The 26,503-nt window shown below is 46.6% G+C and carries 26 protein-coding genes and 1 tRNA gene; 14 read left to right on the forward strand and 13 right to left on the reverse strand.

The window, feature by feature from the left end; all coding sequences use genetic code 11:
- Positions 1–10 precede the first annotated feature (10 nt).
- On the reverse strand, positions 11–529 hold the full coding sequence (fabA, locus tag E0L21_RS15540) for a bifunctional 3-hydroxydecanoyl-ACP dehydratase/trans-2-decenoyl-ACP isomerase (protein ID WP_131411023.1): 519 nt from the start codon (positions 527–529) through the stop codon (positions 11–13).
- 69 nt (positions 530–598) lie between these two features.
- On the reverse strand, positions 599–2,359 hold the full coding sequence (locus E0L21_RS15545; protein ID WP_131411024.1) for an AAA family ATPase: 1,761 nt from the start codon (positions 2,357–2,359) through the stop codon (positions 599–601).
- Between the two features lie 182 nt (positions 2,360–2,541).
- Here E0L21_RS15545 and matP point away from each other — a divergent pair, with 182 nt between their 5' ends.
- Positions 2,542–2,994 (forward strand): macrodomain Ter protein MatP, encoded by a 453-nt coding sequence (gene matP / locus E0L21_RS15550; RefSeq protein ID WP_131411026.1) that lies wholly within the window; start codon positions 2,542–2,544, stop codon positions 2,992–2,994.
- A 77-nt stretch (positions 2,995–3,071) separates the two neighbouring features.
- Here the strand turns inward: matP and ompA are convergent, their stop codons facing one another.
- Complete coding sequence (gene ompA, locus E0L21_RS15555; protein WP_086871964.1) at positions 3,072–4,121, reverse strand: porin OmpA; 1,050 nt, start codon at positions 4,119–4,121, stop codon at positions 3,072–3,074.
- A gap of 367 nt (positions 4,122–4,488) precedes the next feature.
- Positions 4,489–4,998: an SOS-induced cell division inhibitor SulA gene (gene sulA, locus E0L21_RS15560; protein WP_131411027.1), complete on the reverse strand. Its 510-nt coding sequence runs from the start codon at positions 4,996–4,998 to the stop codon at positions 4,489–4,491.
- Between the two features lie 218 nt (positions 4,999–5,216).
- Between sulA and E0L21_RS15565 the strand changes: the two genes are divergently transcribed.
- Entirely contained in the window at positions 5,217–5,837 is a 621-nt protein-coding gene (locus E0L21_RS15565; RefSeq protein WP_131411029.1) for a TfoX/Sxy family DNA transformation protein, read from the forward strand.
- On the opposite strand, the gene yccS is transcribed toward E0L21_RS15565, so the two are convergent.
- Together yccS and E0L21_RS15575 are read right to left on the reverse strand one after the other, a co-directional pair.
- Positions 5,831–7,960, reverse strand: a complete 2,130-nt coding sequence (gene yccS, locus E0L21_RS15570; RefSeq protein WP_131411031.1) for a YccS family putative transporter — start codon at positions 7,958–7,960, stop codon at positions 5,831–5,833. The two genes, E0L21_RS15565 and yccS, sit on opposite strands and share 7 nt — an antisense overlap.
- Positions 7,961–7,977: 17 nt before the next feature.
- A complete protein-coding gene (locus tag E0L21_RS15575) occupies positions 7,978–8,424 on the reverse strand; it encodes a YccF domain-containing protein (RefSeq protein WP_131411033.1) in 447 nt (148 codons plus the stop codon).
- Between the two features lie 122 nt (positions 8,425–8,546).
- On the opposite strand from E0L21_RS15575, the gene helD reads away from it, so the two are divergent.
- Entirely contained in the window at positions 8,547–10,601 is a 2,055-nt protein-coding gene (gene helD / locus E0L21_RS15580) for a DNA helicase IV (RefSeq protein ID WP_131411035.1), read from the forward strand.
- A gap of 34 nt (positions 10,602–10,635) precedes the next feature.
- On the opposite strand, the gene mgsA is transcribed toward helD, so the two are convergent.
- The gene (mgsA, locus tag E0L21_RS15585; RefSeq protein WP_017456232.1) at positions 10,636–11,094 is read right to left on the reverse strand and encodes a methylglyoxal synthase; all 459 of its coding nucleotides are present in this window, start codon (positions 11,092–11,094) and stop codon (positions 10,636–10,638) included.
- A gap of 137 nt (positions 11,095–11,231) precedes the next feature.
- Between mgsA and E0L21_RS15590 the strand changes: the two genes are divergently transcribed.
- Complete coding sequence (locus E0L21_RS15590) at positions 11,232–11,645, forward strand: CoA-binding protein (RefSeq protein ID WP_017456234.1); 414 nt, start codon at positions 11,232–11,234, stop codon at positions 11,643–11,645.
- Between the two features lie 28 nt (positions 11,646–11,673).
- Here E0L21_RS15590 and hspQ read toward each other — a convergent pair whose 3' ends face one another.
- Together hspQ and rlmI are read right to left on the reverse strand one after the other, a co-directional pair.
- Positions 11,674–11,991, reverse strand: coding sequence for a heat shock protein HspQ (gene hspQ, locus E0L21_RS15595; protein WP_017456235.1), 318 nt, complete (start codon positions 11,989–11,991; stop codon positions 11,674–11,676).
- Positions 11,992–12,051: 60 nt separating this feature from the next.
- Positions 12,052–13,242 carry a 23S rRNA (cytosine(1962)-C(5))-methyltransferase RlmI gene (gene rlmI / locus E0L21_RS15600; RefSeq protein ID WP_131411036.1) on the reverse strand — a complete coding sequence of 397 codons (1,191 nt, stop codon included), beginning with the start codon at positions 13,240–13,242 and terminating at the stop codon, positions 12,052–12,054.
- Positions 13,243–13,334: 92 nt separating this feature from the next.
- Between rlmI and yccX the strand changes: the two genes are divergently transcribed.
- On the forward strand, positions 13,335–13,616 hold the full coding sequence (gene yccX / locus E0L21_RS15605) for an acylphosphatase (protein ID WP_131411038.1): 282 nt from the start codon (positions 13,335–13,337) through the stop codon (positions 13,614–13,616).
- On the opposite strand, the gene tusE is transcribed toward yccX, so the two are convergent.
- Complete coding sequence (gene tusE / locus E0L21_RS15610; protein ID WP_131411039.1) at positions 13,613–13,942, reverse strand: sulfurtransferase TusE; 330 nt, start codon at positions 13,940–13,942, stop codon at positions 13,613–13,615. The two genes, yccX and tusE, sit on opposite strands and share 4 nt — an antisense overlap.
- Positions 13,943–14,030: 88 nt before the next feature.
- A complete protein-coding gene (gene yccA / locus E0L21_RS15615; RefSeq protein ID WP_131411041.1) occupies positions 14,031–14,690 on the reverse strand; it encodes an FtsH protease modulator YccA in 660 nt (219 codons plus the stop codon).
- Positions 14,691–14,962: 272 nt separating this feature from the next.
- Between yccA and E0L21_RS15620 the strand changes: the two genes are divergently transcribed.
- Entirely contained in the window at positions 14,963–16,591 is a 1,629-nt protein-coding gene (locus tag E0L21_RS15620; RefSeq protein ID WP_131411043.1) for an ABC transporter substrate-binding protein, read from the forward strand.
- 133 nt (positions 16,592–16,724) lie between these two features.
- Positions 16,725–16,812 (forward strand) — tRNA-Ser (locus tag E0L21_RS15625).
- A gap of 216 nt (positions 16,813–17,028) precedes the next feature.
- On the opposite strand, the gene E0L21_RS15630 is transcribed toward E0L21_RS15625, so the two are convergent.
- Both E0L21_RS15630 and E0L21_RS15635 read right to left on the reverse strand, forming a co-directional pair.
- Positions 17,029–17,511: a hypothetical protein gene (locus E0L21_RS15630; protein WP_131411045.1), complete on the reverse strand. Its 483-nt coding sequence runs from the start codon at positions 17,509–17,511 to the stop codon at positions 17,029–17,031.
- Positions 17,504–18,361, reverse strand: coding sequence for a winged helix-turn-helix domain-containing protein (locus tag E0L21_RS15635; RefSeq protein WP_131411047.1), 858 nt, complete (start codon positions 18,359–18,361; stop codon positions 17,504–17,506). The genes E0L21_RS15630 and E0L21_RS15635 overlap by 8 nt, the downstream gene beginning before the upstream one ends.
- 664 nt (positions 18,362–19,025) lie before the next feature.
- Here E0L21_RS15635 and E0L21_RS15640 point away from each other — a divergent pair.
- The 7 genes from E0L21_RS15640 to E0L21_RS15670 all read left to right on the forward strand — a co-directional run.
- Positions 19,026–20,669: a ShlB/FhaC/HecB family hemolysin secretion/activation protein gene (locus tag E0L21_RS15640; RefSeq protein ID WP_131411049.1), complete on the forward strand. Its 1,644-nt coding sequence runs from the start codon at positions 19,026–19,028 to the stop codon at positions 20,667–20,669.
- Between the two features lie 19 nt (positions 20,670–20,688).
- Positions 20,689–21,081: a holo-ACP synthase gene (gene acpS, locus E0L21_RS15645; RefSeq protein WP_165501920.1), complete on the forward strand. Its 393-nt coding sequence runs from the start codon at positions 20,689–20,691 to the stop codon at positions 21,079–21,081.
- Positions 21,074–21,829 carry an SDR family oxidoreductase gene (locus E0L21_RS15650; RefSeq protein WP_131411069.1) on the forward strand — a complete coding sequence of 252 codons (756 nt, stop codon included), beginning with the start codon at positions 21,074–21,076 and terminating at the stop codon, positions 21,827–21,829. Before acpS ends, E0L21_RS15650 begins: the two co-directional genes overlap by 8 nt.
- Before the next feature lie 3 nt (positions 21,830–21,832).
- Positions 21,833–22,399 carry a hotdog family protein gene (locus tag E0L21_RS15655; protein WP_131411053.1) on the forward strand — a complete coding sequence of 189 codons (567 nt, stop codon included), beginning with the start codon at positions 21,833–21,835 and terminating at the stop codon, positions 22,397–22,399.
- 3 nt (positions 22,400–22,402) lie between these two features.
- On the forward strand, positions 22,403–22,684 hold the full coding sequence (locus E0L21_RS15660) for an acyl carrier protein (RefSeq protein WP_131411055.1): 282 nt from the start codon (positions 22,403–22,405) through the stop codon (positions 22,682–22,684).
- Positions 22,685–22,713: 29 nt separating this feature from the next.
- On the forward strand, positions 22,714–23,874 hold the full coding sequence (locus tag E0L21_RS15665; RefSeq protein ID WP_131411057.1) for an aminomethyltransferase family protein: 1,161 nt from the start codon (positions 22,714–22,716) through the stop codon (positions 23,872–23,874).
- Between the two features lie 100 nt (positions 23,875–23,974).
- On the forward strand, positions 23,975–26,503 hold a 2,529-nt coding region (locus tag E0L21_RS15670), incomplete at its 3' end, for a beta-ketoacyl-[acyl-carrier-protein] synthase family protein (RefSeq protein ID WP_131411059.1).

The following is a 26,503-nucleotide window of genomic DNA, read 5'->3' on the forward strand; positions in this document are numbered from 1 at the left end:
TAACCCGATATCAGAAATTAGACGTGTCCTGGAACAGACCCACTTTCAGGTCAGCAGCAGTGTAGATAACGCGGCCATCAACCAGCACTTCGCCATCCGCCAGACCCATAATCAAACGGCGGTTCACAATGCGTTTAAAGTGAATACGGTAAGTCACCGTTTTTGCCGTTGGCAGTACCTGACCGGTAAATTTCACTTCACCGACGCCCAGCGCGCGGCCTTTGCCTTCGCCGCCGAGCCAGCCGAGATAGAAACCAACCAGCTGCCACATTGCATCGAGGCCGAGGCAGCCTGGCATCACCGGGTCGCCAATGAAATGGCAGCCAAAGAACCACAGATCCGGGTTGATATCCAGCTCAGCTTCAACGTAGCCTTTATCGAAGTTACCGCCGGTTTCAGTCATTTTGACCACACGGTCCATCATCAGCATGTTCGGTGCTGGTAATTGCGGGCCTTTTGCACCAAACAATTCACCACGACCAGAGGCAAGAAGATCTTCTTTTGTATAGGATTCGCGTTTATCTACCATGTTCTCAGTAAGCCTTATTTGTAGTTTCGGACGCAGGATAGCTAACACGTGTACGCTGAACAAGTCCGATCAGTTTCGGATAAACAAGTTCAACCAGCGAAGCGGCCACGGGAAGCGGTGGCGCGCATCCTGCTGCGTTGCCTGCGCGATACGTTCCTGGATGAGTTGCTTAAGGTTGTTTTGCCCTTCGGCATCCCACGACAAGCCCGTTAATAAGGGTAGCGCATCCATCATGTCATCCACGGCCCAGATGAAAAATTGCTGCGCCTGGATAGCATCCAGGAGTTCCTGATGCAGGCAGAGATGGCGCACATTTGCCGAGGGGATAATCACACCTTGTTTGCCTGTGAGCTGGCGCTGCTGGCAAATAGCGAAGAAGCCCTCGATTTTTTCATTCAGGCCGCCGACCGGCTGAGAGCGACCAAATTGATCCACTGAACCGGTGATCGCAATGCTCTGATTAAGCGGAACTTCAGACAGTGCGCTGATTAAAGCGCACAGTTCAGCCATGGATGCGCTGTCACCGTCGACTTCGCTGTACGATTGTTCAAAGGTGAGTGAGGCGGAGAAGGGAATCTGTTGTTCCAGATCCAGCTCTGCCATCAGGAACGCTTGCATGATCATCATGCCTTTGGCGTGGATATTACCGCCCAGCTCAGCTTTGCGCTCAATATCGTTAAACTCGCCATCACCAACATGTACCACACAACTGATTCGCGAGGGCTCACCAAAGGCGCGTGGATGTCCCGGAAACTCAATAACGGACAGCGCATTGATTTGACCGATGCGTTCTCCTTCGGTTTCGATCAGGATTTGCTCAAGCAGGATCTCATCCTGCATGCGTTCCGCCAGAAAGCCTTCACGCCACTCTCGCTGAGCAAGCATTGTCTGGAACTCTTCCCCGCTGAAGGTTTCATCGGTGGACATGGCTGCCACTTCTCGCAGTTGCCGTGACAACCACATTGGGCAAAGTGGTAATGTTTCCTGATCGCCTGTGTAGCGGACGGCTTCACGAATGAGTTTTGACCATGCATCAGCCGCAGGAACAGGCAAGTGCGCATCGCGTGCGGTTTGCTCGACCCACTGGTGCCATATGGACATTGTTTCAGCATCGGCAATTTGCAGCGTTTCTTCGTATTCGCTGTAAATTGCCTGCGATGCGAGTTCCGGCTCCATTTCCTGGAAATCCGCCAGTGATTCACGTTCACCCACCAGGATGACTTTGAGATCCATCGGCATGGGCGGCACAATGACGGGCAGGGGGCGCGATTCATCAAAGGAAACCCAGTCAAAACGACGCTGCGTTACCATGGTTTTCAGGCGCATCCACAGAAGCGGCTGCGCGAGCAGAGTACGTAAGGAAATAATCAGCACCCCACCGTTTGCCTGGTGGACGAGACCGGGTTGCAAAGTGATTTCCTGATTAAACTGGCGAAGGCAGCCAAAAAGTTGTTCTGCCTCGACCCATTCGGCGATTACGGTAGGTTTGTCGCCGATAAAATTTGCCTGCATATCAGCAGAAGGTTCAAAGCGAATCGCTGAACCATTAACATGATATTGGCCGCCAGAAAATGGGCGGGCTTCAGGAATGAGCATTTCGGTGGCGCTGGCAATAAGCGCAAGATATTCGGCTTCTTCTGGTGCTTTAGCCAGCAAAAAGCGTGACGTCGCCTGCGGATAGAGCAATTGCTCCAGCGCGTACTGTAATCGGGGTTGCGTGTCGGCCAGGGAGAAGTCCGTTTCGCGGGCTATTTCGGACGATTCAAACACTTCCTGATAGCTGGTGGTATCAGGAACCAGGTCGTTCCATTCAAGTTTTGTAATGGTCAAAGTCGTTTTTTTAGTCTGATGTCAAAGGCGCGATTATACCGTAAACGCTCGTACAGCACACATTGATTACACGCTTTCGCGACGCGAACGCTATTGCCTTAACCGGGGTAGTGATTTCTTTTCAGCAGAGTTGGAAAAAACTGATATTCTGAACTGAGTTACACGGTCACGTTGAGAGCGCAATGAAATATCAACAACTGGAAAATCTCGAAAGCGGCTGGAAATGGAAGTATCTGGTAAAAAAGCATCGTGAAGGGGAATTAATCACGCGCTACATAGAAGCCAGTGCCGCTAAAGACGCGGTCGATTTATTGTTGACACTCGAAAATGAACCCGTACAGGTCAATGACTGGATTGGGCAGCATATCAATCCGGCATTGATTAACCGGATGAAGCAAACTATCCGCGCCCGCCGCAAACGGCATTTCAACGCCGAACATCAGCATACGCGTAAAAAATCGATCGACCTGGAATTTGTGGTCTGGCAGCGTCTGGCTGGGTTAGCGCAACGCAGGGGAAAAACGCTTTCTGAAACGATTGTGCAGCTGATCGAAGATGCTGAACACAAGGAGAAGTACGCATCTCAGATGTCCACGCTGAAACATGACCTGCAGGTACTACTCGGGAAAAAATAGGTTTGGGGATTATCCCTACATATAATTTCAGGCAATAAAAAACCCCGCCGATGAGCGGGGTTTTTTTAGACGGAAACTTAAGCCTGCGGCTGAGTTACAACGTCTTTGCTACCTTTAACTTCGATCTCTACGCGACGATCCGGTGCCAGGCAGTCGATCAGCGCTGCACGCGGTTTCACGTTGTCACAGGTGCTGCCGGTAACCGGGTTGGATTTGCCCATGCCACGTGCGGAGATTTTGTTAGCCGGGATACCTTTAGAAACCAGGTAATCAACTACGGATTGTGCACGTTTCTCAGACAGACCCTGGTTGTAAGCGTCAGAACCGATACGGTCGGTGAAGCCCAGAACCACTACGGAACCGTCTTTCGGATCCAGGTTGCTCAGCTGACCGTACAGCTGATCCAGCGCCTGCTGACCTTCCGGTTTCAGCGTCGCTTTGTTGAAGTTGAACAGAACGTCAGACTTCAGAGTGAAGTGCTTGGTCTGTACTTCCGGAGCCGGAGCCGGGGCCGGAGCAGCCACTACCGGAGCAGCATCTTCCTGCTGGCCGAAGCGGTAGGAAACACCTACGCTCAACATGCCGTTATCCGGACGAGCACCAACGGTGCTTGCATCACCGATATTGTTAACCCACTGGTATTCCAGGCGGGTAGCGATGTCGCGGGTAACTGCCCATTCAACACCACCAGCGAAGACCGGGGAAACACCGGTATCGTGATCTTTGAAGCCCTGGTTGTTCTGAGCATCTGCACGCCAAACCATACCACCCAGACGAGTGTACAGGTCCAGATCGTCAGTTACCGGGTAACCCAGTTTAGCCGTCAGCTGAACGCCCTGAGCTTTGAACGCGCCGTTAACGGTGTCGCCTTTGTACGGCATACGACCCAACCAGTCATAGCCCAGTTCGAAACCTACGTACGGGTTAACCTGGTAGCCACCGAACGCACCAGCACCCAGTTGGCTTTCGTGGGTCGGGCCATCGTTCTGCCATACCGCACCTTTGTCATGATACTGGGACCAACCCAGTTTACCACCTGTATACCAGGTGTTATCTTTCGGAGCGGCCTGCGCTACGGTAGCGAAACCAGCCAGTGCCACTGCAATCGCGATAGCTGTCTTTTTCATTTTTGCGCCTCGTTATCATCCAAAAATCGCCATGGGAATCTCTGTTGAGAAGCCACGGTTAAATCCTTCACCGGGGGCATTGCTCACTGACAACTCTGCAGATATCTTTACCGATATCTTTGGCTTATGCCGAGCACCCCTAGCGATGTAAAGTCTACAACGTAGTTGGAAACTTACAAGTGTGAACTCCGTCAGGCATATGAAAAAAAAGGCTTTGTATACACAATATTTAACACTTCTGATAAATATTTCGCCACGGCTCTTTCCGTACAAAGCGCGCTACACAGGCTTTCGCGCTGTATTTTGACGATAAATTTTAAGCCCTGCCCTTACGCAAAAATTATCCTAGGAAAACTCTTAAATTTACTCAATGATACAAATTCGAGTGAATTTTTATCCCAGAAAGCTGTCTCGCAGCCAGAGGATCGTGGCGTATTGGGCGCATAACGAAGCCTATCGCATTGCCTTCTTCTGCCGCCATAGCTAATAGCCTATGTTCCTCAGCCGTCAACTCTTCAGAATGCCAGCCAATAACAACGCTATAGTTGCCGGTGCGCAGTGCCTTGATCATTGAGTCCAGCGTTACGCTTGGAGAGAGCTGGTTCACCTGCATTACCTTGGTGAGGGGTAACCCAGCGGATTGCACCCACTCACGGCTGAGCTTTTGTTGAGGCGTCAACCAAAGCTGCCAACGGGATTGTTGCCCGAGTTGCTGCAGCAAAGGCAGTAAAAGCAGCTGCGTCATCCAGGGCTGGTCTTCACGATAGACCATTTCGCTAATCAGCCCGGTAGTGATGCTGGAGGTCTCAACGTGATTCAATTTGTTGAGTGTAGAAGCGAGTGTTGTCGAACGATTAGCATAGCCTGAAGTGTACATAATCAATCCAGCCCTGTGAGTTACTGTATGTTTATACAGTAACCTTTGCATGCTCAGAGATCAACCTCATTTTCTGAAACTATCTCGCATTTTTGTTTCGTCCCCGTCATGTAATGAAAAATTTGCTTGCTGTCTTGCTCACAGTTGCCTATGTTCCTGCATAATGGTTTCACTAATCACAAACTATCTTTTACTACGTGATTTATAAGGGAAAAATCATGGAAGACCTATCTTATCAACGGATATATCAGTCGCGCGAATACCTCATGCCTCTCGGAACAATTTGTCACCGCGCTCATTTTGGCGGTTACAGCTTGTCTGTGGATAAAACTGTTTTCGCGATGGTTGCCGAGGGGGAACTCTACCTTCGAGCATGTGACGAGAGTGCGCAATACACGGTTACGCAAGATGCTCCTTTGCTGGTATTCAACAAACGCGGGCGTCAGGTTTCGTTAAATTACTACTTCGTTAGCGAGAGTTTGTGGTGCGATCGCTCGCTACTTCTGCAACTTTCGGCACTTTCACTCGATGCTGCCCGGCGTGATAAAGATCGGCGCAGTGCCAGGACGCGGTTGCGCGATCTGCCTAACCTAACTTTTCAACTTGAAGCCCAACTCCATGAAGCAGGTGTTCTGGATGCACATACATTGCGAATGCTCGGGGCGAAAGTTTGTTGGCTTAGATTGAGAAAAACAAATGAGCATCTGAGCGCAAAAGTGCTTCTCGCACTGGAGGGCGCAATTGTTGGGCTTCATGAGGCTGCGTTACCGGCGCCTCGACGCCGGGAACTGATGGAGTGGTTTAAGGGTGTTTTGAAGAAAGGTGCAAACCCTTATTGAGTGATTTGGCTTTTCAGACGGCTCACTTCAGGCAATAAAGCGATCAGCAGGCCAATCTGTTGCAGTACCAGTGGCTCTTTGCTATCCGGGCGCGGTTCCAGATGTTTAATGCGTTGGGATAGATCGACAAGGGTATCCTGAACACGTTTTTGGTCTGCTGGTAGGTGATGCAGGGCATCGTCAACATAGCAGACTGCATCATCAAGCAAACGTAGAATATCCGGCTGGGATAGCTGCTCACGATGTGCGCCAAGTGCGGAAATATAACTGGTAAAGGTATGATTCAAACACAATAAACGGAACGCGGCATCGCGAAGTTCAGGTGAGGTTCCGGGTTCGGAAGACATATTTGAAACGACCGATGCCAGTTCCGCGTCACGGTTATAAGCATTACGTCTGGCGATGCGGTAAGCAAGACGGTTATCGCGTCCCTGATGGTATTGTTCAAGAATGGCATCAAGGTAGCGGCAGTTCGCGTCGAAGGCTTGCTCTGTGACACGGGGCAGGTGTCGAAAACGCCAGTCCGGCCAGATAAAACTCACCGCCGCCCAGGCGATAGCACAACCTATGAGCGTATCAAGAATACGGGGAAGCGCGACTTCAAATCCTTCGCCCAGTAAGTTAAAGCACAACAACACCAGCAATGTAATAAACATCGTGGCATGAGCGTATTGCACTGTTCGGAATGTGAAAAACAGAACGCCGGTGATGACAATGAGTATCAGTTGCCCTTCATGTGATGGAACGAAGTAAAGTACCGGCAATCCGATCGCAACCCCAATCAGCGTACCAATTACGCGCAGCCTCAGGCGGTGGCGAGTGGCGTTATAGTTCGGCTGGCAGACAAACAGACTGGTCAGCAAGATCCAATAACCATGCTGTAGCCCCGTTATTTGGATAAAAGCATAACCGATACATAACACCACCGACATGCGCACTGCGTGTCGAAAGAGGGCAGATTCTGGCGTCAAATTATTACGTAACCGTTGCCGTATGTCGTTGAAACTACTCAGGCTATCATCCGAAAGCTGATTCTCAGTGTCATTTGATAATGCGTGCTGTGGCTGCCCTGATTCAATAGTTGCCAATTGAGCGTCAATAGCCCTTAGGTTATCCAGAAGAAAACCAAGTGCTTTTATATGCTCCTGAGGCGTGATGCCATCGGCACGAAGACGATCAAGTGCCGCGTCAAGGTGGGTAAATGCCCGTTCGAAGCGAGTATCGTGTTGATACGGAGTGCGTAGCAAAATGGCGCGTGATAACTGAGCGCACGCATGTGATTGCATGGAAAGTAAGCGCTGAAAGCGGAACATCACGTCGCTATAACGAAAGTGTTCGCGCAGTGTTTGATATTGGATATGCGACGAACTGGCGCGTTCGTGAATATCTTGCGCCGCAAAATAGTAATGCAATGTTTGACGTGTGCCGCGCTGCCCACGATCTCCGCGCAAACGCGTGAGCAACGTGGCTTTGGTTTGATTGAGCGTGTTCACTAACTGGCCATTCGCCAGTGCTAAATCATAGAGCGGCGCCTGGCTATCATCTTCAATATCCGGATCGAATAGACGTGATTTCAGTTCAAGGTATTGCGCCAGTTGTTCATAGCAACGCGCCAGATTGTCTTGTAGAGCGCGAATGGGGAAAACCAGATGTCCAACCAGCGTCAGCAAATTAAACCAAATGGCACCGGCCAACAGCAGTAGTGGTTGCTGATACCACTGTTCGAAAAGGGAAATCCCCAGCATGGTGTAGACCGCAATGAGCAGTGCCCCAAAAGCAATGGTGGCGTAACGCTGTCCAAGCCCGCCAAGCAAGATGAAACCAATGGTGGATGTCACTAGCCCAAGCGCAAACAACCATGGCCACGGGAAGAGTAACTCCACGGATGCAGACGCAATAAAAAAGCACACTAGCGTAATTATCAGGTTTTTCAGACGCCCCGTCAGGCGATCATCCAGATCGGCAAGTGCGGCGGCAACGACGCCAAGCGTTAACGGGATGGTCAGTTTCACCTCGCCGAGTAGCCAGGGCAGCAAAGCAGTCCCGCAAAGCGCAATAAAAATTCTGACGTTATAGAGCCAGGCACTGTTCCATGTATAACGGCGAAGCAGAGGACTTAACATAGTGGCAAGCGATCCGATTATTGAAAGCGACGATGCGCATTGGCTTCACGGGCTGCGCGAGCGGTTTCTACAGATACCACCCGACGGCCAACTGGCCACAGTGCAATCGCAGCGATTTTAAAGTTCGCGACGCCAACGGGAATGCCGATGATGGTAAGACACTGAGCAATACCGGCGGTAATATGCATAATGCATAGCCACCAGCCAAACAGAACAAACCAGACAATATTCAATAATGTCCCACCCGCATTTAGCAGGCTGTTTTTGCTCTGCGGTTCGAGTTCATCAATGTGAATGGCTTCATTTCCCCAGGGGATAAGTGAGAGCTTTGTGATTTCCCAGCAGGAACGCGTCAACGGCAGAGTGATAATGAGCAGGGCGCTAATTATTGTAGCGAGTAGCCACCCGAGTGTAGTGGCGAAACCACCAAGCACAAAATTTAGAATATTCAAAACAGTACGCATAAAACCTCAGTACAAACCGGTCGGTAGTGAATGCCGGTAATTGTAACGATTATTTGGGCTGGAGCGCCAATTCTCTGGCAGGTAAACTGGCAATTATTGTCACAAGTTGAGAACGATAAGTCATGGAACTGAAAGCGACCTCACTGGGAAAACGTCTGGCGCAACACCCTTATGATCGCGCAGTCATTCTGAACGCCGGCATTAAAGTGGCAGGTGACAGACACGAATACCTTATCCCGTTCAATCAGTTGTTGGCGATTGAATGCAAGCGTGGGTTGGTGTGGGGCGAAATGGAATTTCAGCTTGCCGACAACAAAGTGGTTCGTCTTCACGGAACGGAATGGAGCGAAACACAGCGTTTTTACCATCTCTTAAATGAGCGCTGGAACCGGTGGAGCGCGGAAATGAGCGAGGTCGCTGCCGGGGTTTTATCTGAGCAACTGGCGCTGATTTCCGGGCGTATTGAGCCAACGAAATGGCTTACCCGCAAGCAACTTCAAGGGTTACAGCAGCAATTGCAGCAGGAGTTTGCTGCGTTGCCGATTCCAACAAGCCGATTACCGGAGTTTGATAATTGCCGTGAGCTTTGGCGTCAGTGCCAGTCGTGGTTAACGGATGTTGAGAAGCGCCGGACACAGCACAATCAAACTTATACTGAAACGATGGTTACTCAGTACGCCGCTTTTTTTGAGCAAGTTGAAACATCTCCTTTAAACCCGGCGCAGGCGCGGGCCGTGGTCAACGGTGAGCACTCTTTATTAGTGCTTGCTGGTGCGGGGAGCGGAAAAACCTCGGTTCTGGTAGCCAGAGCCGGCTGGTTGCTGGCTCGTGGCGAAGCCTCGGCGGATCAAATCCTGCTGCTTGCGTTTGGTCGCAAAGCTGCCCAGGAGATGGATGAGCGTATCCAGCAACGGCTACATACCGAAGAGATTACCGCGCGCACTTTTCATGCGCTGGCGTTGTATATCATCTCCCAGGGAAGCAAAAAGGTGCCCGCGTTAAGCGAGCTGGAAAATGATACGTCGGCTCGCTTGTCCTTGCTAACAGACACCTGGTGCCAGCAGTGCAGTGAAAAGAAAGCACAGGCGAAAGGGTGGCGTCAGTGGCTGGAAGAAGAGATGGAATGGGAAGTCCCTGAAGGCAATTTTTGGGAAGATGCAAAATTGCAACGCCGCATCGCTCCACGCCTCGATCGTTGGATTGGGCTGATGCGTATGCATGGTGGTGCACAGGCGGAGATGATCGCTGGCGCACCAGATGAAGTTCGTGATCTGTTCAGTAAACGCATCAGATTGATGGCGCCGATTTTAAAAGCGTGGAAAGCCGAGCTAAAGTCTGAAAACGCCGTCGATTTTTCCGGGCTGATTCATCAAGCGATTAATGTGCTTGAAAAAGGGCGTTTTATTAGCCCATGGAAGCATATTTTGGTTGATGAATTTCAGGATATTTCACCGCAGCGCGCGGCTTTGCTGGCTGCGTTGCGTAAGCAAAACTCGCAAACAACTCTGTTTGCTGTCGGTGATGATTGGCAAGCTATCTACCGTTTCAGCGGCGCGCAACTTTCCTTAACCACCGCTTTCCATGACTATTTTGGTGAAGGTGATCTCTGCGCACTGGATACGACTTATCGCTTCAATTCACGCATTGGTGAAGTGGCAAATCGTTTTATTCAGCAGAATCCATGGCAGCTTGCAAAACCACTGAACAGCTTGAAAACAGGCGATAAAAACGCAGTGACGCTGATGGCGCAGGATCAGCTGGATGCGCTATTAGATAAACTCAGCGGATATGCAACGCCAGAAGATAGGATTCTGGTTCTGGCGCGTTATCACCATGGAAAACCTGCCGTTCTGGAGAAAGCAGCCACCCGCTGGCCGAAACTTCAGCTCGATTTTACGACTATCCACGCCAGTAAAGGGCAACAAGCGGATTATGTTATTGTGGTGGGGTTGAAAGAGGGCGCGGATGGTTTTCCTGCCCCAGCGCGTGAATCCATTATGGAGCAAGCCTTGCTGCCGCAGGCGGAAGAGTTCCCTGATGCGGAAGAGCGGCGATTGTTGTACGTCGCGTTGACGCGCGCACGCCATCGCGTCTGGCTGTTGTTTGATAAAGATGAACCGTCACGCTTTGTCGACACGTTAAAATCGCTGGATGTGCCAGTCGCGCGAAAACCATGAAACGAAGACGGCCGCGCGCTGCGGCCGCCGGGACTTATTTCAGACGCTCAGCGAGGTAACGTTGGTAGTCCGGAATGAGGATGTCGACGCTGTTATTAAACTGCGGAGAGTCGATAATAAAATCAGCGGTAGATAAATTGGTCGCAACCGGGATATTCCACACCGTTGCAAGACGTAAGAGGGCTTTCACGTCAGGATCGTGCGGGACAGCATTAAGCGGGTCCCAGAAGAAAATCAGTACGTCGATTTTGCCTTCTGAAATCAATGCGCCGACTTGCTGGTCGCCGCCCATCGGGCCGCTCAGCATGGCGTTGACTTCAAGGCCGGTTGCTCGCTGAATCAAATTTCCGGTTGTACCAGTCGCATAGAGCTCATGCTTGGCCAGTACAGGCTGGTGACGTTCTACCCATTTCATTAATGATTGCTTGCAGTGGTCGTGTGCGACCAGTGCAATATGTTTGCGCACGGGTAAGGTGCGAGTGGTTGATTCCATAATCCGCTTCCGTCAGTGATTTTCGCTACAGATTACTGGAAGCGTCTGATGCTGCAAGAGAAGTGGATAAAAAAATCTGAAAATGGTCGAGTGGGTCTGTTTGATTTACACTTTGGTGACATCGCCGGGAGGAAAACATGAAAGAAACCGATATTGCCGCTATTTTACAGTCGACCCAAACTATTGCGCTGGTTGGTGCGAGTGATAAACCCGATCGACCAAGCTATCGCGTAATGAAGTATTTGTTGGACCAGGGTTATCATGTGATTCCCGTCTCGCCGAAAGTAGCAGGCACTACTCTTCTTGGGCAGCAAGGCTATGCAACGCTTGCCGATGTGCCAGAAAAGATCGACATGGTGGATGTTTTTCGTAATTCGGAAGCGGCGTGGGGAGTTGCTCAAGAGGCGATTGCCGTTGGCGCGAAAACGCTTTGGATGCAATTAGGGGTGATTAATGAACAAGCCGCCGTGCTGGCGCGTGAGGCGGGGTTAAGTGTAGTGATGGATCGCTGCCCGGCGATTGAGATCCCGCGGCTCGGTCTGGCGAAATAAAAAATACCCCGCATCTGGCGGGGTATTTTTAGTTGCGCAGGCGCGGAGCCTGAAGCTGTCGGCGAATGGTGCGCGCCAGTTCGTCCATGGATGGCTGCTCCGGATGTTCATCCGTAATTTCGCTTGTCAGCTGCGCTTCTGCCAGGTATGTGTGCACTGGCTGGCCATCATCATCTTCCATCACGACATGATACCAGGGCAGTGCGCGGAGTTCGTCGTTCACCGCCAGTTCGTCTGCTGACGGCTCGTCCAGTGAATACTCAGGATCGATATCGACCACTACGCCAAGATACCCCAGCAGTGAGTGGCGAACTTGCTGACCGATACCGAATTTGCTGGCAATCATTGTCACCTCCCGGGAACCTTACATACCCGCAGATATGCGGGCGCGGTTCCAAATTTCAAGTTACATAACGCGGCAGGCAAACCCTTTCAGATACAGCCCTTCCGGGTAGGTAGCGATCACAGGATGATCGGCGGCCTGACGGAACTGTTCTATAAATTGTACATCACGGCCAGCATCTATTGCGGCGTCAGCTATGATTTTCTGAAATAAATCGGTGGTCATCAAACCGGAACAGGAGAAAGTAAGCAGCACACCGCCGGGATTCAGGAGCTGGATCGCCAGCATATTTATATCCTTATAACCGCGACATGCACCCATCAACTGGCTTTTGTTTTCCACGAACTTTGGCGGATCCATTACGATGACATCGAAAGTTTCGCCCTGATCGCGATATTTACGCAGCAGTTTGAATACGTCGTCGCGAACAAATTCTGCTTTGCTTAAATCCAGCTCATTCAGAGTGATGTTCTGTTTTGCGACATCCAATGCTTCCTGCGAAGTATCGACACTGACGACCTGGCGGCATCCACCCATCAGTGCGGAAACGGCAAAGCCGCCAGTGTAGGAAAAGCAGTTTAATACGCGCTTGTCTGCCACATAGCGACGTGTTGCCAGCCGGCTGTCGCGCTGATCGAGGTAGTAACCGGTTTTGTGCCCGCCCTGAATATCGACAAACAACTTCATGCCGTGCTCTTTGATAGGCAACAACGCGGGCGGCAGTTCGCCAGCCACCAGCCCTTGCGCGAGTTCCAGCCCCTCTTTTTTTCGCACGGCAACATCGCTGCGATCGTAAATTGCGCATTGTGGATAGAGAGACTGGAGCGCTGAGATAATGGCTGGACGCTGGTATTCTGCGCCAGCGCTAAGAAGTTGAAGGACAAGAAAATTACCGAAACGGTCGATGGTTACGCCTGGTAACCCATCTGATTCACCAGCAATCAGTCGATAGCTGTCCAGACCATCGCGTTGCGCCAGCCAATCTCGCCACTGCTGCGCTTGCTGTAGGCGGCGGGTGAAGAACGCGATATCAATGCTTTCATTTTTATCGAAAGTCCAGACGCGAGCACGAATTTGCGATGCAGGAGATAATGCTCCACGCGCCAGCCACTTGCCCTGATGATCGACAATATCAACCGTTTCACCGAGGCTGGCTTTGCCTTCCATTCGCGCGACAGCGCCGGAGAAAATCCAGGGATGACGGCGCAGCAATGATTTCTCGCGCCCTTTGGCTAACACTAAACGTACACTCATATTCGGCTATTCTATAAACTGAAGAAAATGGGCGCTATTGTCACGGGTTCACCGGGCAAATGCAACGAGCCTGAGTAGAAAGGGGGTCAAAGATGGCACATGTCTGCACAATTGCCTGGGTACACGGAATGGTGCAGGGCGTCGGGTTTCGCTATACCACACAACACGAAGCGCAGAGGCTGGGTTTAACGGGGTATGCACGTAACCTTGATGATGGCAGCGTCGAAGTGGTTGCGTGCGGCGACGAACAAGCGGTGAATCAGCTGATTGCGTGGCTAAAAGCGGGTGGACCGCGTAGTGCCCGGGTTGATAGAGTCCTTGCTGAACCGCATCAACCCGGCAGGGAATGGACAAACTTCGGTATTCGCTATTAGATGCACTTCACCGGTTTTGGTAAACCAGCGATCTTTGTCGCCTGCTTAGCAGGCCCTTTTGGAAACAGGCGGTACAAATAGCGGCTATTGCCTTTCTCTTCGCCGAATTTATTCGCGATCGCTTTTACCAGCATGCGAATGGCGGGAGAAGTATTGAATTCCAGGTAAAATTCACGCACAAATCGCACCACTTCCCAGTGTTCAGGAGAGAGGATTATGTTCTCTTGCTCTGCGATGAGAGGCGCTAAGGTTTCACTCCACAGCGTAGTGTCCTTTAAATAGCCTTCGCTATCGGTTTCGATTTCTTTACCTTCAAAGATCAACATAATTTTTCGCAGCGTTAGTCAACAACGGCGGGAGTGTAGCAAAAAACAAAGCCCCGCATAAGCGGGGCTAAGCGGGAATCAGTCTTGTTTAATCTCGGTTGGCGAAACCCAGAATACTCAACAGGCTGACAAAGATGTTGTAGAGCGACACATAAAGACTGACAGTGGCGCGGATGTAGTTGGTTTCACCGCCGTGAATGATATTGCTGGTTTCATACAGGATAGCGCCGCTGGAAATCAGGATGAATACGGCGCTGATAGCCAGGTGCAACGCAGGCAACTGCAAGAAGATATTCGCGACCATGCCAATCAGTACCACCACTACGCCCGCCATCAGCATGCCGCCGAGGAAAGACATATCCTTGCGTGTTGTTAACACGTATGCGGAACAGCAGAAAAAGACCAATGCGGTGCCGCCGAGTGCCAGGCCAATCAGATCTCCCATTCCGGCTGAGAGGTAAGCATTAAGCATTGGCCCCAGGATATAGCCGAGGAAACCAGTGAACGCGAATGCAGCCAGGATACCGGTCGGTTTGTTCGCCAGTTTATAAGTTAGAAACATTAAACCGTACATCCCAACGAGTGTCAGGATTAGGCCCGGAGAAGGCAACATTAATACGGTGCTAGCAGTCGCCGTAATTGCCGAAAACGCCAGCGTCAAGCTTAAAAGAAAATAGGTATTACGCAGGACTTTGTGCGTACTTAGCAGGGAATTGCCGTCACGCGATGAAGTAATAATACGATCCATGAGTCACTCTCTTATGACAGATGTAATTGATTGCAGAGTCTAAAAAAGTCTCGCTTGCTGACAAAGTTGTTTTACCCATCTTTACTCATAAAGCAGAAGTGCTGACACAGTGTTTCATGCGAAGGAATGAGCACTACACAGTATAAAGGGATAAATGTGAGAGAGATCCATATTGGTGTCTTATATGTCACTGAAATCTATTGCTATATAACTATTGGGGCGCTAAGAGTGTAAGCGCGTCGTGACAATGTATATTACTAAGGCGAAAGGACATGAAACCACAAACACGTAACCACATTGCACTTTCATTATTGACTATCGGCATTCTAAGCGCGTGTTCTGGCGCGCTTGCAGCGACGATACCCGAAGGAACAACGCTTGCTGAAAAACAAGAGTTGGTGCGTAACAATGGCAGTGAACCCGCATCGTTGGATCCACATAAGGTGGAAAGTGACGTCGAGTTCAACATTATTAGCGACATTTTTGACGGGTTGGTTGCAGTTAAGAAAGATGGATCTATTGAACCTCGACTGGCGGAAAAATGGGAGAATAAAGATAACACGGTTTGGATTTTCCACTTACGCCCGGGAATAACATGGTCTGATGGTACTGCGATCACGGCAAAAGATGTGGTCTGGAGTTGGCAACGTTTAGTCGATCCGAAAACAGCATCCCCCTATGCCAGTTATCCAGGAAATATGCATATCGTTAATGCTGCTGATATCGCACTAGGTAAAAAAACGCCTGATACGCTTGGTGTGAAGGCGTTAGATGATTCAACGCTGGAAGTCACTTTGACACAACCTACGGCATCCTTTTTGCCGATGCTGGCGCATCCATCTTTGGTTCCGGTAGACAGCGTGTTGATCAATCGTTTTGGTGATAAATGGACAAAACCGGAACATATAGTCACTAGCGGTGCCTATAAGATTACCGATTGGGTCGTTAATGAACGCATTGTTGCCCAACGCAATACCCGCTATTGGGATAATAAAGCGACGGTGATTAATAAGGTCACTTATCTTCCTATCAATGCTGAAACTGCGGATGTTAACCGTTATAAAGCTGGTGAGATTGATATTACCTACACTATTCCTGTGAACCAGTTTACCCAGTTAAAGAAATCATTAGGCGATCAGGTGCATGTTGCTCCACAACTGGCGACTTATTATTACGAGTTTAATACCACTAAGCCGCCATTTAACGATCCTCGAGTACGCCGTGCGCTCAACATGGCGTTGGATAAAGATGTCATCGCGGATAAAGTGATGGCGCAGGGGCAGCGTCCTGCATGGGTCGTCAGCCAGCCGGAAATTGGCGGTGTGAAAATAGCTTCACCAGATTACGCGTCATGGCCACGGGAAAAACGACTTGCCGAAGCGAAAAAACTCCTTAATGAAGCTGGCTTCAATGATACACACCCACTGAGTTTTAGCCTTCTGTATAACACGATGGAAACACATCAGCGGATTGCGATTGCTGCCAGCTCAATGTGGCAGAAAAATCTTGGTGTTAATGCAAAACTACAAAATCAGGAATGGAAAACCATGCTTGATACTATGCATACGGGTAATTTCGATGCGGTACGGTATGCATGGATTGCAGACTATGCTGATGCGGCAACTTTCCTGAATAATTTCCGTACCGGTGACAGTGAAAACACAAGTAAATATAGCAATCCGGCGTATGACGAAGCGCTGAAAAGTGCAGCGAAAGCGAAGGATATTACTGAACGTGGTAAATATTATCAGCAGGCAGAGGACATACTCGGAGAGGATGTTCCGGCAATCCCGGTATATCATTATGTTCGTACGCATCTGGTGAAGCCTTGGGTGGGTGGTTTTGCGCCCGATAGCTTGGGTGTCTACTTGACAAAAGATTTGTACATTAAGAAACACTGATCTAGATGCGCTGAATAAACGGTCATAGTGCTGGTATTTCCATCTAACAGCACGGTTTTGATGGTTTTTCAGGCAAACAAACATTCCCGGGCTTTACATGAGACTCGAGGATGTTTATAGTGCGCCTCACACCGGAAGTGTGGCCGAGCGGTTGAAGGCACCGGTCTTGAAAACCGGCGACCCGAAAGGGTTCCAGAGTTCGAATCTCTGCGCTTCCGCCAAATATAAAGCCCCAGCTTACTAAGTAAGCTGGGGCTTTTTTATTCCGGGCAAATCACCTGTGGTTACATTCAGCAATCACTCTTAGTAAGTGGATAGGGCAATGTGTGAATTGCACTTATGCACAAGCAGTTCTGTTGTTGATATTAAAGACGAAAGCAGGGGAGGACTGGTTTCGTCATCCCCATCATGCAAATTTAAAGGCTCTCGCTCCACTTTTAGCGGGCGCAAAAGAAAAGGGGCCGTTTACCGATGGTGAAAAGAAATCCTTGCGATCCTTGGGGATGGATTGAATACGTGATGCTTTTATTAGGATAAACGTAAAAACTGGGTAAAACAGTCGCGATGACTTTATCCGGCAAGGTTTCTAAGCTATCGACTTTGTTTATGCCGGATGACTGAAAAGTGTAAGTGCCGCGATTTTCGGTCCAGGTAAAGGAGATATCTCTTCGTATAGTGCCTTCTGGGTGAGCGTTTTCAAGGTAACTTCCGCTTACTGAAACGATTCCACTTCTTTTTTCTTTATTGTACATAAAATCGAATGTAATGTTGGCTTGTGTTCCTTTATGAAAAACAATCATAGAAGCGCTGCAACTTTCAGCACTTCTGTTTTTTATAAGCAACGAGTAATAAAGATATCCCGCTACAATCCCTACACTTATAAAAAACAGGCTTAAAAAGAAGATTGTTTTTTTAGTCACCGTTTACTCCCCTGATTAAAAGTGAAATGCATCCTGGCGATAATGTTGTCGAGAATTTACTCTTGCAGACTAAAGCAGCGAGTGATGGTGAGGTCGGTGATGTTGGAAAATAGATCCAGGGATAGTTTTTACAATTCAAACCGGAGTCTTTAATAAGAGATTTATATTTAAGATAATATTCGTTGTTATCATGACTATCATCCTTAGTGTAGAAATGGCAACCGTCTTCCTTTTCAATAAAGCTATAACTTTCAAAAAAAGCAGCATCGTTGTTAATACTCCATGTTAGGTAAACTACGAGCAAGCCTATGATAAATGAGGCTGTAGCTGCAAAAATTCCATTCGACATTGCAGACGACTTTTTTTTCTTAATCGCAAAAGTGTCTGTCTCAGCGGGAAGATCTTGCTTGTTCAGCACATCATCGTTTGGTTGGTTAAGCACTTCAGTAATGTTAAGAGTTGTTTGATAACGGGTAGTAGAAACAGGAAAAGGTGTGGCCGGTTCGTTATCATTTCGCCTTGAGATTTTTACGCTATCATCTATCTGAAAACCTTTCCGGGGAATGGTTGCAATAAGTCTTCTGTCTGTCTCACCTACAGCGCGCAGCCCACGGCGAACAATAGATATATTCTGGTAGAGTGTATTCGTTGGAACTAACATTCCTTCTTCTTCCCAAACTTTCTTAAAAAAGTCTTGTTGAAGTACAATATCTGGAGATGCTTCAAGCAGTAAGAGAAGGCAACGGCTGGCTGGTGATGTTAGCGTAACGTTCATTTCGGGATTATTTACTGAGGACAGTCTTTTCATTCCCGGCCTGAATTCTATGTTGTCGTTGATAATCCAGTACATATATATTCCAAAGCAGCCAGAGGCTGTGTCCATTATTAGCAATGTATGTAATAGGTTAAAATATTATGATGTCAATTTCAGCATAACAATAGATGCATTGCTATGTTTTTTACAACAATTAATGTCGTCAGCCAGAGAATTTTATCGTAGATTGATTAATAGCCAGATTTGTTGATACTAAAATTCTAAAAAATCTTTTAAAGTTAGGAGGATGCCTCTGGGAGCTTTAGAGGGAAATATATCTTAAACTGAATTTTGTTGCTTTAAGGTCCTATTTAAGATAGCAGGAATAACGAGTTTTTCTGGCGAGAATATATATTTATAAAATATATGATTGTTGGATGCTAACGGAATCATGTTTCGTTATGTGGTGCTTAAGGCTGGTGGTGGCTAGGCTCTCTAGGAATAAATGTATTAGCGTTACATTATATATAGAGATGGTGGTTAGATCATCAATCATTAAACTGGTAATGTTAATAGTTAATTGATTTAAAGCATAAGTAGTGATTATATATGAAATCAATAACGTTACCACGTTAACAATGTTTGATATTTAATGAATATTGATTTTGTTTTTTAAGGATAATTAAGTTGTTTTGGCTGTAGTGATGAAGATAATTGTAGAAGTGTTAGTCGTTCTGGTACTTTTAATTTTCTAGAGGTAATGGAAATCAAATTTTACTTTTTAGTTTTTATTTTGCTATGTAGTGCTCGTGCATATGCTGATACTCAATTGTCGCGACTAGCCAAAGAGCAGCAAAAAAATGATAATAACGCCGCTCAAGAAAATCGGATTGATAAAAAAGATGTTTTTTCGGAAGTTGAAGATAAAAACGTTATAGATTTTGAGTTGCCATTTGAAAAAGATTGTTACCCTGTTGCAGAACTCATCCTCGAAAATGAATTTTTAGATAATAGAATGATTCGAAGCATAAAGGATGAGGTCTCGAATAGTTGTCTTGGGACGAAAGGTATTGAGTACGTTGCGACCAATTTGCAAGATTATTATATAAAGGCCGGGTATGTAACAACGCGCGTGAATATTCCTGTTCAAAATTTAAAAACAAAAAAGTTACAGCTGAAAATTATAGCTGGGATGATCGGTAACGTTATCATCGAAAATGATGACGTCAGAAGTTGGATCCTGCCGTTTACATCAGGTGATATTCTCAATTTGCGAGATATTGAACAGGGCCTGGAAAATATGCAGAAAGTGCCCAGTGTTAATATTAAGATCAATATTGTGCCTGGAAATAGCTATAGCCATAGCGATATCGTTATCAATACTAATCGTAAAAAATTATGGAATATCAGGGCGACGTATAACAACTGGGGCGATCGAAGTACAGGAAAGATGCTTACTGGTATTTCAGGTTATTTGTACAATTCTGCAAGGCTTGGCGATCTTTTCTATTTGTCTGGTACCAGCAGTACAACAGGTGGATATAAAAGCATCAGCACTTTTTATAGCTTACCTGTAGGTTTTTGGGACTATGAGGTTTTCTATAGTAGCAGTATGTCACGCCAGCGTGTTGGACTGAGTTATTGGGATTTAGACTATCAAGGAAAAAATCAATACCTTAGTTTGAAAGGAACCCGAACTCTTTTTCGAAATATGGATAAAAAAATAACCGGGAGTGTAGAAATATTAAGGCGTAGATCTGCGTATCAATTAGGTGGCGTGGATTTAGCTCTGCAAGAACGTGATATGAGTAATCTTCGCCTTGGGTTAAATTTTAAACAAAACTTCCAGGATGCGACGCTAGACTCCTCCCTTAGCTGGCAACGTTTTATGACTTGGCTAGGTAGCGAGAAAACGCCAGATATGGAATCTGGGGATGTAAGTTCTAAAAGCCAAGTTTTTAATCTGAATACAAATTATGTGAAATGGTTCAACGCTGAGGCTTTGCACTATTATTATGAATTGAATATGGGTGCTCAATTTTCGCAAGTGCCGTTAACATTACAAGATCAATTTACAATCGGTAACCGTTGGAACGTTAGAGGGTTTGAAACCAGTGCAGGATTAGATGGAAATAAAGGGTTTTATATCCAGAATACATTCCATTTCCCTATCGGGAATTACAGTTCTGAATTATATTTTGGCGCGGACTATGGGCAGATTATGGGTGAAATATACCCACAAAATACTTTTGGTGACAAAAGGATAATTGGATCAATCATTGGGGTTAAAGGAACAATTAAATCATTAGGATATGATATCTCTTTATCCTCTCCCTTAATGTACCCGGTTGGTCTCGTTGAAGATCAATTTATATCTAATTTTAATATAACTTATCAACTGTAATTTTATGGTAAAGCTAGGAATAAGTATCGGTACTGATATCGTTGAAGTTGAACGGGTTACCAACGCGATTAATAATGGTGGTATGTTTTTTTTACAACGCGTATTTACAAAAAAAGAGATACTCAAAATTAATGCCAATGAACCGGATTTTGAAAGGGCATCCGGATTTTGGGCTGCAAAAGAATCAATTGTCAAAGCGCTTGGTTGTGGTTTTCGAGATGGAGTGTGCTTTAAAAATATTGAGATAAATCATGATGAGTATGGTTGTCCATCTTTTTTATTTGCTGGAATATTGAGCAAGGTAATTAAGGAAAGTGGTGTTGTTGACGTGTCACTTAGCATATCGCATTGTCGCACTCATGCCGTAGCAGTATCTGTTGTTAACTCAATTGTGTGTAATGGAAATGTATAAATATAATGATCTAAAAGGCAAAACAGTATTGATATCGGGAGCTAGTGGTGACATCGGTATTGCCATCTGCGAAAAATTTCTTGAACAAGGATGTGAAGTTTATGCATTGTATAACACCAATGCGGATCGTCTAGATGAGTTAAAAGAAAATAACGCAGCAGGACAAAGATTAAACATATTACAATGTGATATAGCTGATCCTGAAAAGATAGCTATATTAATGAAATATTTGAATACCAAAGTAACGAAGATCGATGTGTTAGTGAATAATGCCGGTATTGTTAAAGATAGTCTCTTTGCATCAATGACTTTTGAGGACTTTAGTACTGTTATTGATACAAATATGCTGAGTACTTTCAGATTGACGAAGGAAGCACTAATGCTGCTGAGATGTTCTGAAAGCCCTGCCATTATCAATGTTGCTTCTATAGCAGCAGTAATCCCAAGTATAGGGCAGGTTAATTACAGTGCTTCAAAAGGTGCTCTGCTCGGTTTTACCAGAACACTAGCTGCAGAATTGGCCCCCCGGGGTGTGCGAGTGAATGCCGTTGCTCCTGGAATGATTGAATCGAGGATGGTAAAAAAAGTTTCTCGTACTGTAGTGCGCGAGGTTACTCATTCTATTCCTTTGAAGCGCCTGGGGCAGTGTCAGGAAGTAGCGAATACAATTGTGTATTTAAGTTCTTCTGCAGCCAGTTATATTGTTGGCCAAACCATCGTGATCGATGGTGGCCTGGTAATGCGGTGATTTATGTCCAGATATTCTATTCCTTCTAAAATTTTTCTTGAGATGGGCGGGTGGCGGCAGCCCTTACTAATGGTCGACAGAATAGATGATTATAAATATGGGGAAAATGGGTATGTGCAGATCGTAAAGCATGTTACTTATAATGAACCCTATTTACTTGGCCACTTTCCAGATGACCCTATCATGCCCGGCGTTCTCATTGCTGAGATATTTGGTCAGGCAAGTGAGTATTTTTCGTTTATTACTGATGTATGCGATATCTATTTTGAAAAGTTTGGTATTGAATTGAAAAGCTTGCGAGATATTTATGCGAAGATCCATCAGCAAGAGTTGTTGGATATTATTCGAACAAGGCGTTCACAAGTGCGTGGCGTATTAGCAGCACAAAATTTAAAGTTTAAAGATATTGCTTATCCAGGCGATACGATCGAAGTCACAAGTAAACTGGCGTTTTCAGATCCAACTGGGTTTAAGCACTATTCCGTGACGGCTAATGTTGGTAAGAAGTTAATTAGTCAAGGGACGATAATTAACTATCGTGAAGCAAAACACACCATTAATGGGACATAAGCAATGACAACTATGCATGATAATATCCAGGAACGTAAAAATGTACTTTTCACAATTAAAACCGAGATCATCCAACGATTAAATATTCAAAGGGATGAAAAACAAATTGATGATGATACACCATTATTTGGTAATGGCTTAAAGCTGGATTCAGTAGACGCGACAGAAATTATTGTTTTGCTTGATAAGGTCTTTGATATCCAGGTAAGTGAAGGAGATGATCCTTCTTACATGCGTAGCATTAATAATTTGGCATCGTTTGTTATTACAAAGAAACGTTCCTGACTTTTGAGCAATTTACTGGAAAAGGTTTTATGAAGTCTCTTAACAATTTGCATTTAGAAAACAATGCCAGGATGGGCACTTATAATAATCGCACTGTTCCCGTAGCATATCACGATCTTGCGGTTGAATATAAAGCAGTCAGGGAAAATGCCTTGCTTGTCGATTATTCACATATGTCTATTGTTAGCGTGATGGGCGATGATGCCTGGGCTTTAGTAAATCATATGGCCTCTGCTGATATCTCAATCATTCGCGATGAGCAAGGTATCTATTCATTGGTATTAAATGAGGACGGTACTATCCGTGGGGACATTTATGTGCTCTGCACCTCTGACGGTTATTACCTCCTTTCAGAAAATATCCCGGCTCCGGAGATCATTGAACGTCTTTCTTCAATTTTAGAAAGCGATGAAGCACTTGATATTGTTGAACTCCCGGAAATTAAATCTATGGCAGATAGTGGCTGGGGCGCTATTATGCTGGAAGGTACTTACTCCTGGGAAGTTATGTCAGAAATATATGGTTATGACATCATTGGTTTGCCTTACTTTGAGTATATTAATGAGGCCGATGAATTGATCATCTTCCGCTGTGGGAAACATGGCGAATTTGCGTATATGGCCATTGGTCAGGAATCTTCCCTGGTGAAATTATGGGAAAACATCCTTGCGATTGGTGAGAAATATGAATTGAAAACGGGTGGTATCCAATACCAGGATATTGTTCGTCTTGAGAACACTGGCTGGGATGAAGGTATTTTTTCCGAATATAGCCAAAATCCAATTGAGCTGCAAATGCAGTGGGCAATTCAATACGATAAAGAAAATTTTATTGGCAAATCAGTGATAGAGCCACAGTCCCATAACCTGGGGGCACGTAAACTTGTTGGTATGCTCCCGACTGCAGAGTGCAGTGGTATTAAATCTGATGATAAAGTTTTGGTTGAGGGTAAAGAGGTTGGCATTATTGTTAAATCCGGTTTTTCGCCTGCTCTACAATCTTTTATCGCGCTGGCTTTGATTGATAATGACTTTGCTTTGGCGGATATATCAGGGTTTGAAATTTTAACGGTAGAAGAAACTATCCCGGCAAGAACACAAAGTGTGCCGTTTTTATATAACTTAAGTATGTTGGTTAATCCGGCTGAACATAGTTTTATTGATGCGTCAAAGTCAAAGCGAATTATGTAACTCTAATAATTAAAATGAAAGTAAAGTGACACGTATAAATATGTTGCTTTACTTCGGCTATTTATTATGGACTAAAAAGTTTTCTACTGCGGGGATAACGATGAAGACGAACCGAAAACGAGTTGTAATTACTGGTATGGGGATTTTGTCATCCCTGGCCGAAACTATTGAAGATTTCAAACAAGCGCTCTTTGATAAAAAAAATGGTGTCGGCAACAGTGAGCGGTTTACCGTGTGGTTTGAAAATGCTCGTGCAGCGGAAGTTCTTCACGAAATAGATTATTCAGGGATCCCCGAAGACATCATCCACTCATTGGATAATGCTGCCTTATGGGCATACAAAGTGGGCAAGGATGCCCTGACTCAGGCTGGACTTGTTACTAACAAAGCCTGCCTGGATGAGACAGGATTAATTGTTGGCGTTTCTTCTGCTGGAACAGAAGCGTTTCTGCCAATTTTCGAGCAGCGCATGGAGGATTTCTCACTTCGCAAGGCTATTTATTCGGGGGGATTTTCTTCTTGTTGTTCAAGTGTTTCGACGCTCTTAGGCCTCAAAGGCGGCGGGGAATTGGTGGCAACAGCCTGTACTGCCAGCCCTAACGCAATCGGTATGGCGTTTGACTATATCCAAAATGCTAAGAGTAAGACCATGCTGGCTGTCGGTACCGAACCGATCTACCTGCCAACATTTGCTGGGTTTTACGCATTGAACGTTATGCACCCCGACTCCTGCACCCCTTTTTCAGGTCAGTCTGGCATGTCTATCGGCGAAGGTGCCGGTGCGATCGTGCTGGAGGATTATGAACACGCTATCGCCCGCGGAGCCAAAATTTACGGTGAAATTCTTTCGTACGCAACCTCATGCGATGCCTACCACGAAACGGGCCCTGACCCACGAGCCAGCGGTGCTGTACAGGTCATGCTTAAAGCCATGGAGAATGCTGGCGTAAAACCGGAACAAATTGATTACGTTAACGCGCACGGCACGGGCACAGAGGCGAATGATCGCATTGAAACGCTGGCGATGAAGAAAGTGTTTCCAGATAGCCACCATTTACTTGTTAGCTCAACAAAATCTTATTTCGGTCACAACATCGGTGCCGCAGGCATTGTTGAACTCATCGCTTGCCTGGTGACGCTGCCTGAAAATAAAGTTTTACCGACACTCAATTTCTCAATTCCACGCCCAAATTGCGACCTGGACTATGTCCCTAATGAGTTTCGAGAAAAAGAAATTAATATCTTTATGAAAAATAACTATGCATTTGGTGGAAATAACTGCTGCATGGTGGTGAGTACAAAACCAGGGACGGTGCCGGTTAGTCAATATGACAGTAAGCGTGTGGCTATTACTGGCGTAGGAGCCGTAACGGCGATTGGTCACACTGTTAACGATATTTTGCACAGCGTCTGGCAAAAAAATAACGAACCCGTATTGGGCGGCGTCACGTTTCCTGATGACACCCTCGCAGAGGCGCGGGAATTGTTAAGGGTGCTGGTAGCCACAAATCAACTCGAAGAAATTTTTGGCGATCAAGATGCTATAAGCACCGGAACGTTTCCGGAACAGGAGCCGGATTTTAAGACCTTCCAGGTAATGGGGCTGGAGCCGCGTAAACATCTGCGCCGTTTTGATGCCCGAAAGGCAACACGTGGTGGTACGTTTGCTCTTGTTGCGCTGTCTGAATCGTTGAATATGGCAAAACGTAAAATAAAGCGTGATGGCGAAGAGCTCGGCATGATCATGGGGATGTCTCGTGGCCCCCAGGAGACTACCTATAAATATTTGCAGAGCCTGAAACCCGATCCGCGGAAAGTTAGTACCTCAGAGTTCCCGGGCTCGTTGATGAATTCTATCGCCACGTTCTGCGGTATTTCTGAAGGTATTAAAGGTTATACCACCACACTTGCAACCGGCGAGAATGCGGCGCTCGGCGCATTAACCTATGGCTATGAAATTATCCGGCAAAACCTGCAACCCCACGTGATAGTGGGTGGTGCTGATGAATATTTCCCCTCGTTGTCTCTCTATATGGATGCGCTAACACAGAAAATCCATATGACTTCTGATGTCAACGATTATCAGATTTATGGTGAGCAGCCAAAGGGATTCATTCCCGGGGAAGGTGCTTGCATGTTACTGCTGGAAGCCCCTGATGCTGCAGTAGCGCGTGGTGTCGAGGTGATGGCCGAAATTACGGGCTACGGTAAATCCAGCAGTAATAGTTATTTTGACGCATCATTATTAAATGAAAAATCGTCAGCTATGTCCCTTGCTATTGAGCGAGCACTTAATGATGCCGGCGTAAATGCAACAGATATCGATTTGGTTTGCGGCAGTAGCAATGGCAGTAAAGAAAATTCGCAAATTGAAATCGACGCCATCTACGGTGTTTTCCACAAAGAGAATCCACGAGTTCCGGTTGTTAACTATAACGCTTATTTTGGGTTCGTAGCTTCGTCTGCTGGGTTGCTAAATCTTTTGGTGCTCATTGATTGCATTAAAAAACAATCAGTGCCGGCTATTCCATATACTCAAGCGTTCTTCGATTCACGTATAAACTTCGTGCGGAGTCCACAAAATTTAACGCTTAAGCATGTGCTTCTGGTTGGGGCAACAGAAGGTGGG

Origin of the sequence: Kosakonia quasisacchari (genome assembly GCF_004331415.1) — a bacterium.
In the GTDB taxonomy this organism is placed as follows: Bacteria; Pseudomonadota; Gammaproteobacteria; order Enterobacterales; family Enterobacteriaceae; genus Kosakonia; species Kosakonia quasisacchari.

Bases quoted from the DNA above. Each gene is read 5' to 3' on its own strand.
- fabA (WP_131411023.1), bottom strand. From the start codon at position 529: ATGGTAGATAAACGCGAATCCTATACAAAAGAAGATCTTCTTGCCTCT.
- matP (WP_131411026.1), top strand. From the start codon at position 2,542: ATGAAATATCAACAACTGGAAAATCTCGAAAGCGGCTGGAAATGGAAG.
- ompA (WP_086871964.1), bottom strand. From the start codon at position 4,121: ATGAAAAAGACAGCTATCGCGATTGCAGTGGCACTGGCTGGTTTCGCT.
- sulA (WP_131411027.1), bottom strand. From the start codon at position 4,998: ATGTACACTTCAGGCTATGCTAATCGTTCGACAACACTCGCTTCTACA.
- E0L21_RS15565 (WP_131411029.1), top strand. From the start codon at position 5,217: ATGGAAGACCTATCTTATCAACGGATATATCAGTCGCGCGAATACCTC.
- yccS (WP_131411031.1), bottom strand. From the start codon at position 7,960: ATGTTAAGTCCTCTGCTTCGCCGTTATACATGGAACAGTGCCTGGCTC.
- E0L21_RS15575 (WP_131411033.1), bottom strand. From the start codon at position 8,424: ATGCGTACTGTTTTGAATATTCTAAATTTTGTGCTTGGTGGTTTCGCC.
- helD (WP_131411035.1), top strand. From the start codon at position 8,547: ATGGAACTGAAAGCGACCTCACTGGGAAAACGTCTGGCGCAACACCCT.
- mgsA (WP_017456232.1), bottom strand. From the start codon at position 11,094: ATGGAATCAACCACTCGCACCTTACCCGTGCGCAAACATATTGCACTG.
- E0L21_RS15590 (WP_017456234.1), top strand. From the start codon at position 11,232: ATGAAAGAAACCGATATTGCCGCTATTTTACAGTCGACCCAAACTATT.
- hspQ (WP_017456235.1), bottom strand. From the start codon at position 11,991: ATGATTGCCAGCAAATTCGGTATCGGTCAGCAAGTTCGCCACTCACTG.
- rlmI (WP_131411036.1), bottom strand. From the start codon at position 13,242: ATGAGTGTACGTTTAGTGTTAGCCAAAGGGCGCGAGAAATCATTGCTG.
- yccX (WP_131411038.1), top strand. From the start codon at position 13,335: ATGGCACATGTCTGCACAATTGCCTGGGTACACGGAATGGTGCAGGGC.
- tusE (WP_131411039.1), bottom strand. From the start codon at position 13,942: ATGTTGATCTTTGAAGGTAAAGAAATCGAAACCGATAGCGAAGGCTAT.
- yccA (WP_131411041.1), bottom strand. From the start codon at position 14,690: ATGGATCGTATTATTACTTCATCGCGTGACGGCAATTCCCTGCTAAGT.
- E0L21_RS15620 (WP_131411043.1), top strand. From the start codon at position 14,963: ATGAAACCACAAACACGTAACCACATTGCACTTTCATTATTGACTATC.
- E0L21_RS15635 (WP_131411047.1), bottom strand. From the start codon at position 18,361: ATGTACTGGATTATCAACGACAACATAGAATTCAGGCCGGGAATGAAA.
- E0L21_RS15640 (WP_131411049.1), top strand. From the start codon at position 19,026: ATGGAAATCAAATTTTACTTTTTAGTTTTTATTTTGCTATGTAGTGCT.
- E0L21_RS15650 (WP_131411069.1), top strand. From the start codon at position 21,074: ATGTATAAATATAATGATCTAAAAGGCAAAACAGTATTGATATCGGGA.
- E0L21_RS15655 (WP_131411053.1), top strand. From the start codon at position 21,833: ATGTCCAGATATTCTATTCCTTCTAAAATTTTTCTTGAGATGGGCGGG.
- E0L21_RS15660 (WP_131411055.1), top strand. From the start codon at position 22,403: ATGACAACTATGCATGATAATATCCAGGAACGTAAAAATGTACTTTTC.
- E0L21_RS15665 (WP_131411057.1), top strand. From the start codon at position 22,714: ATGAAGTCTCTTAACAATTTGCATTTAGAAAACAATGCCAGGATGGGC.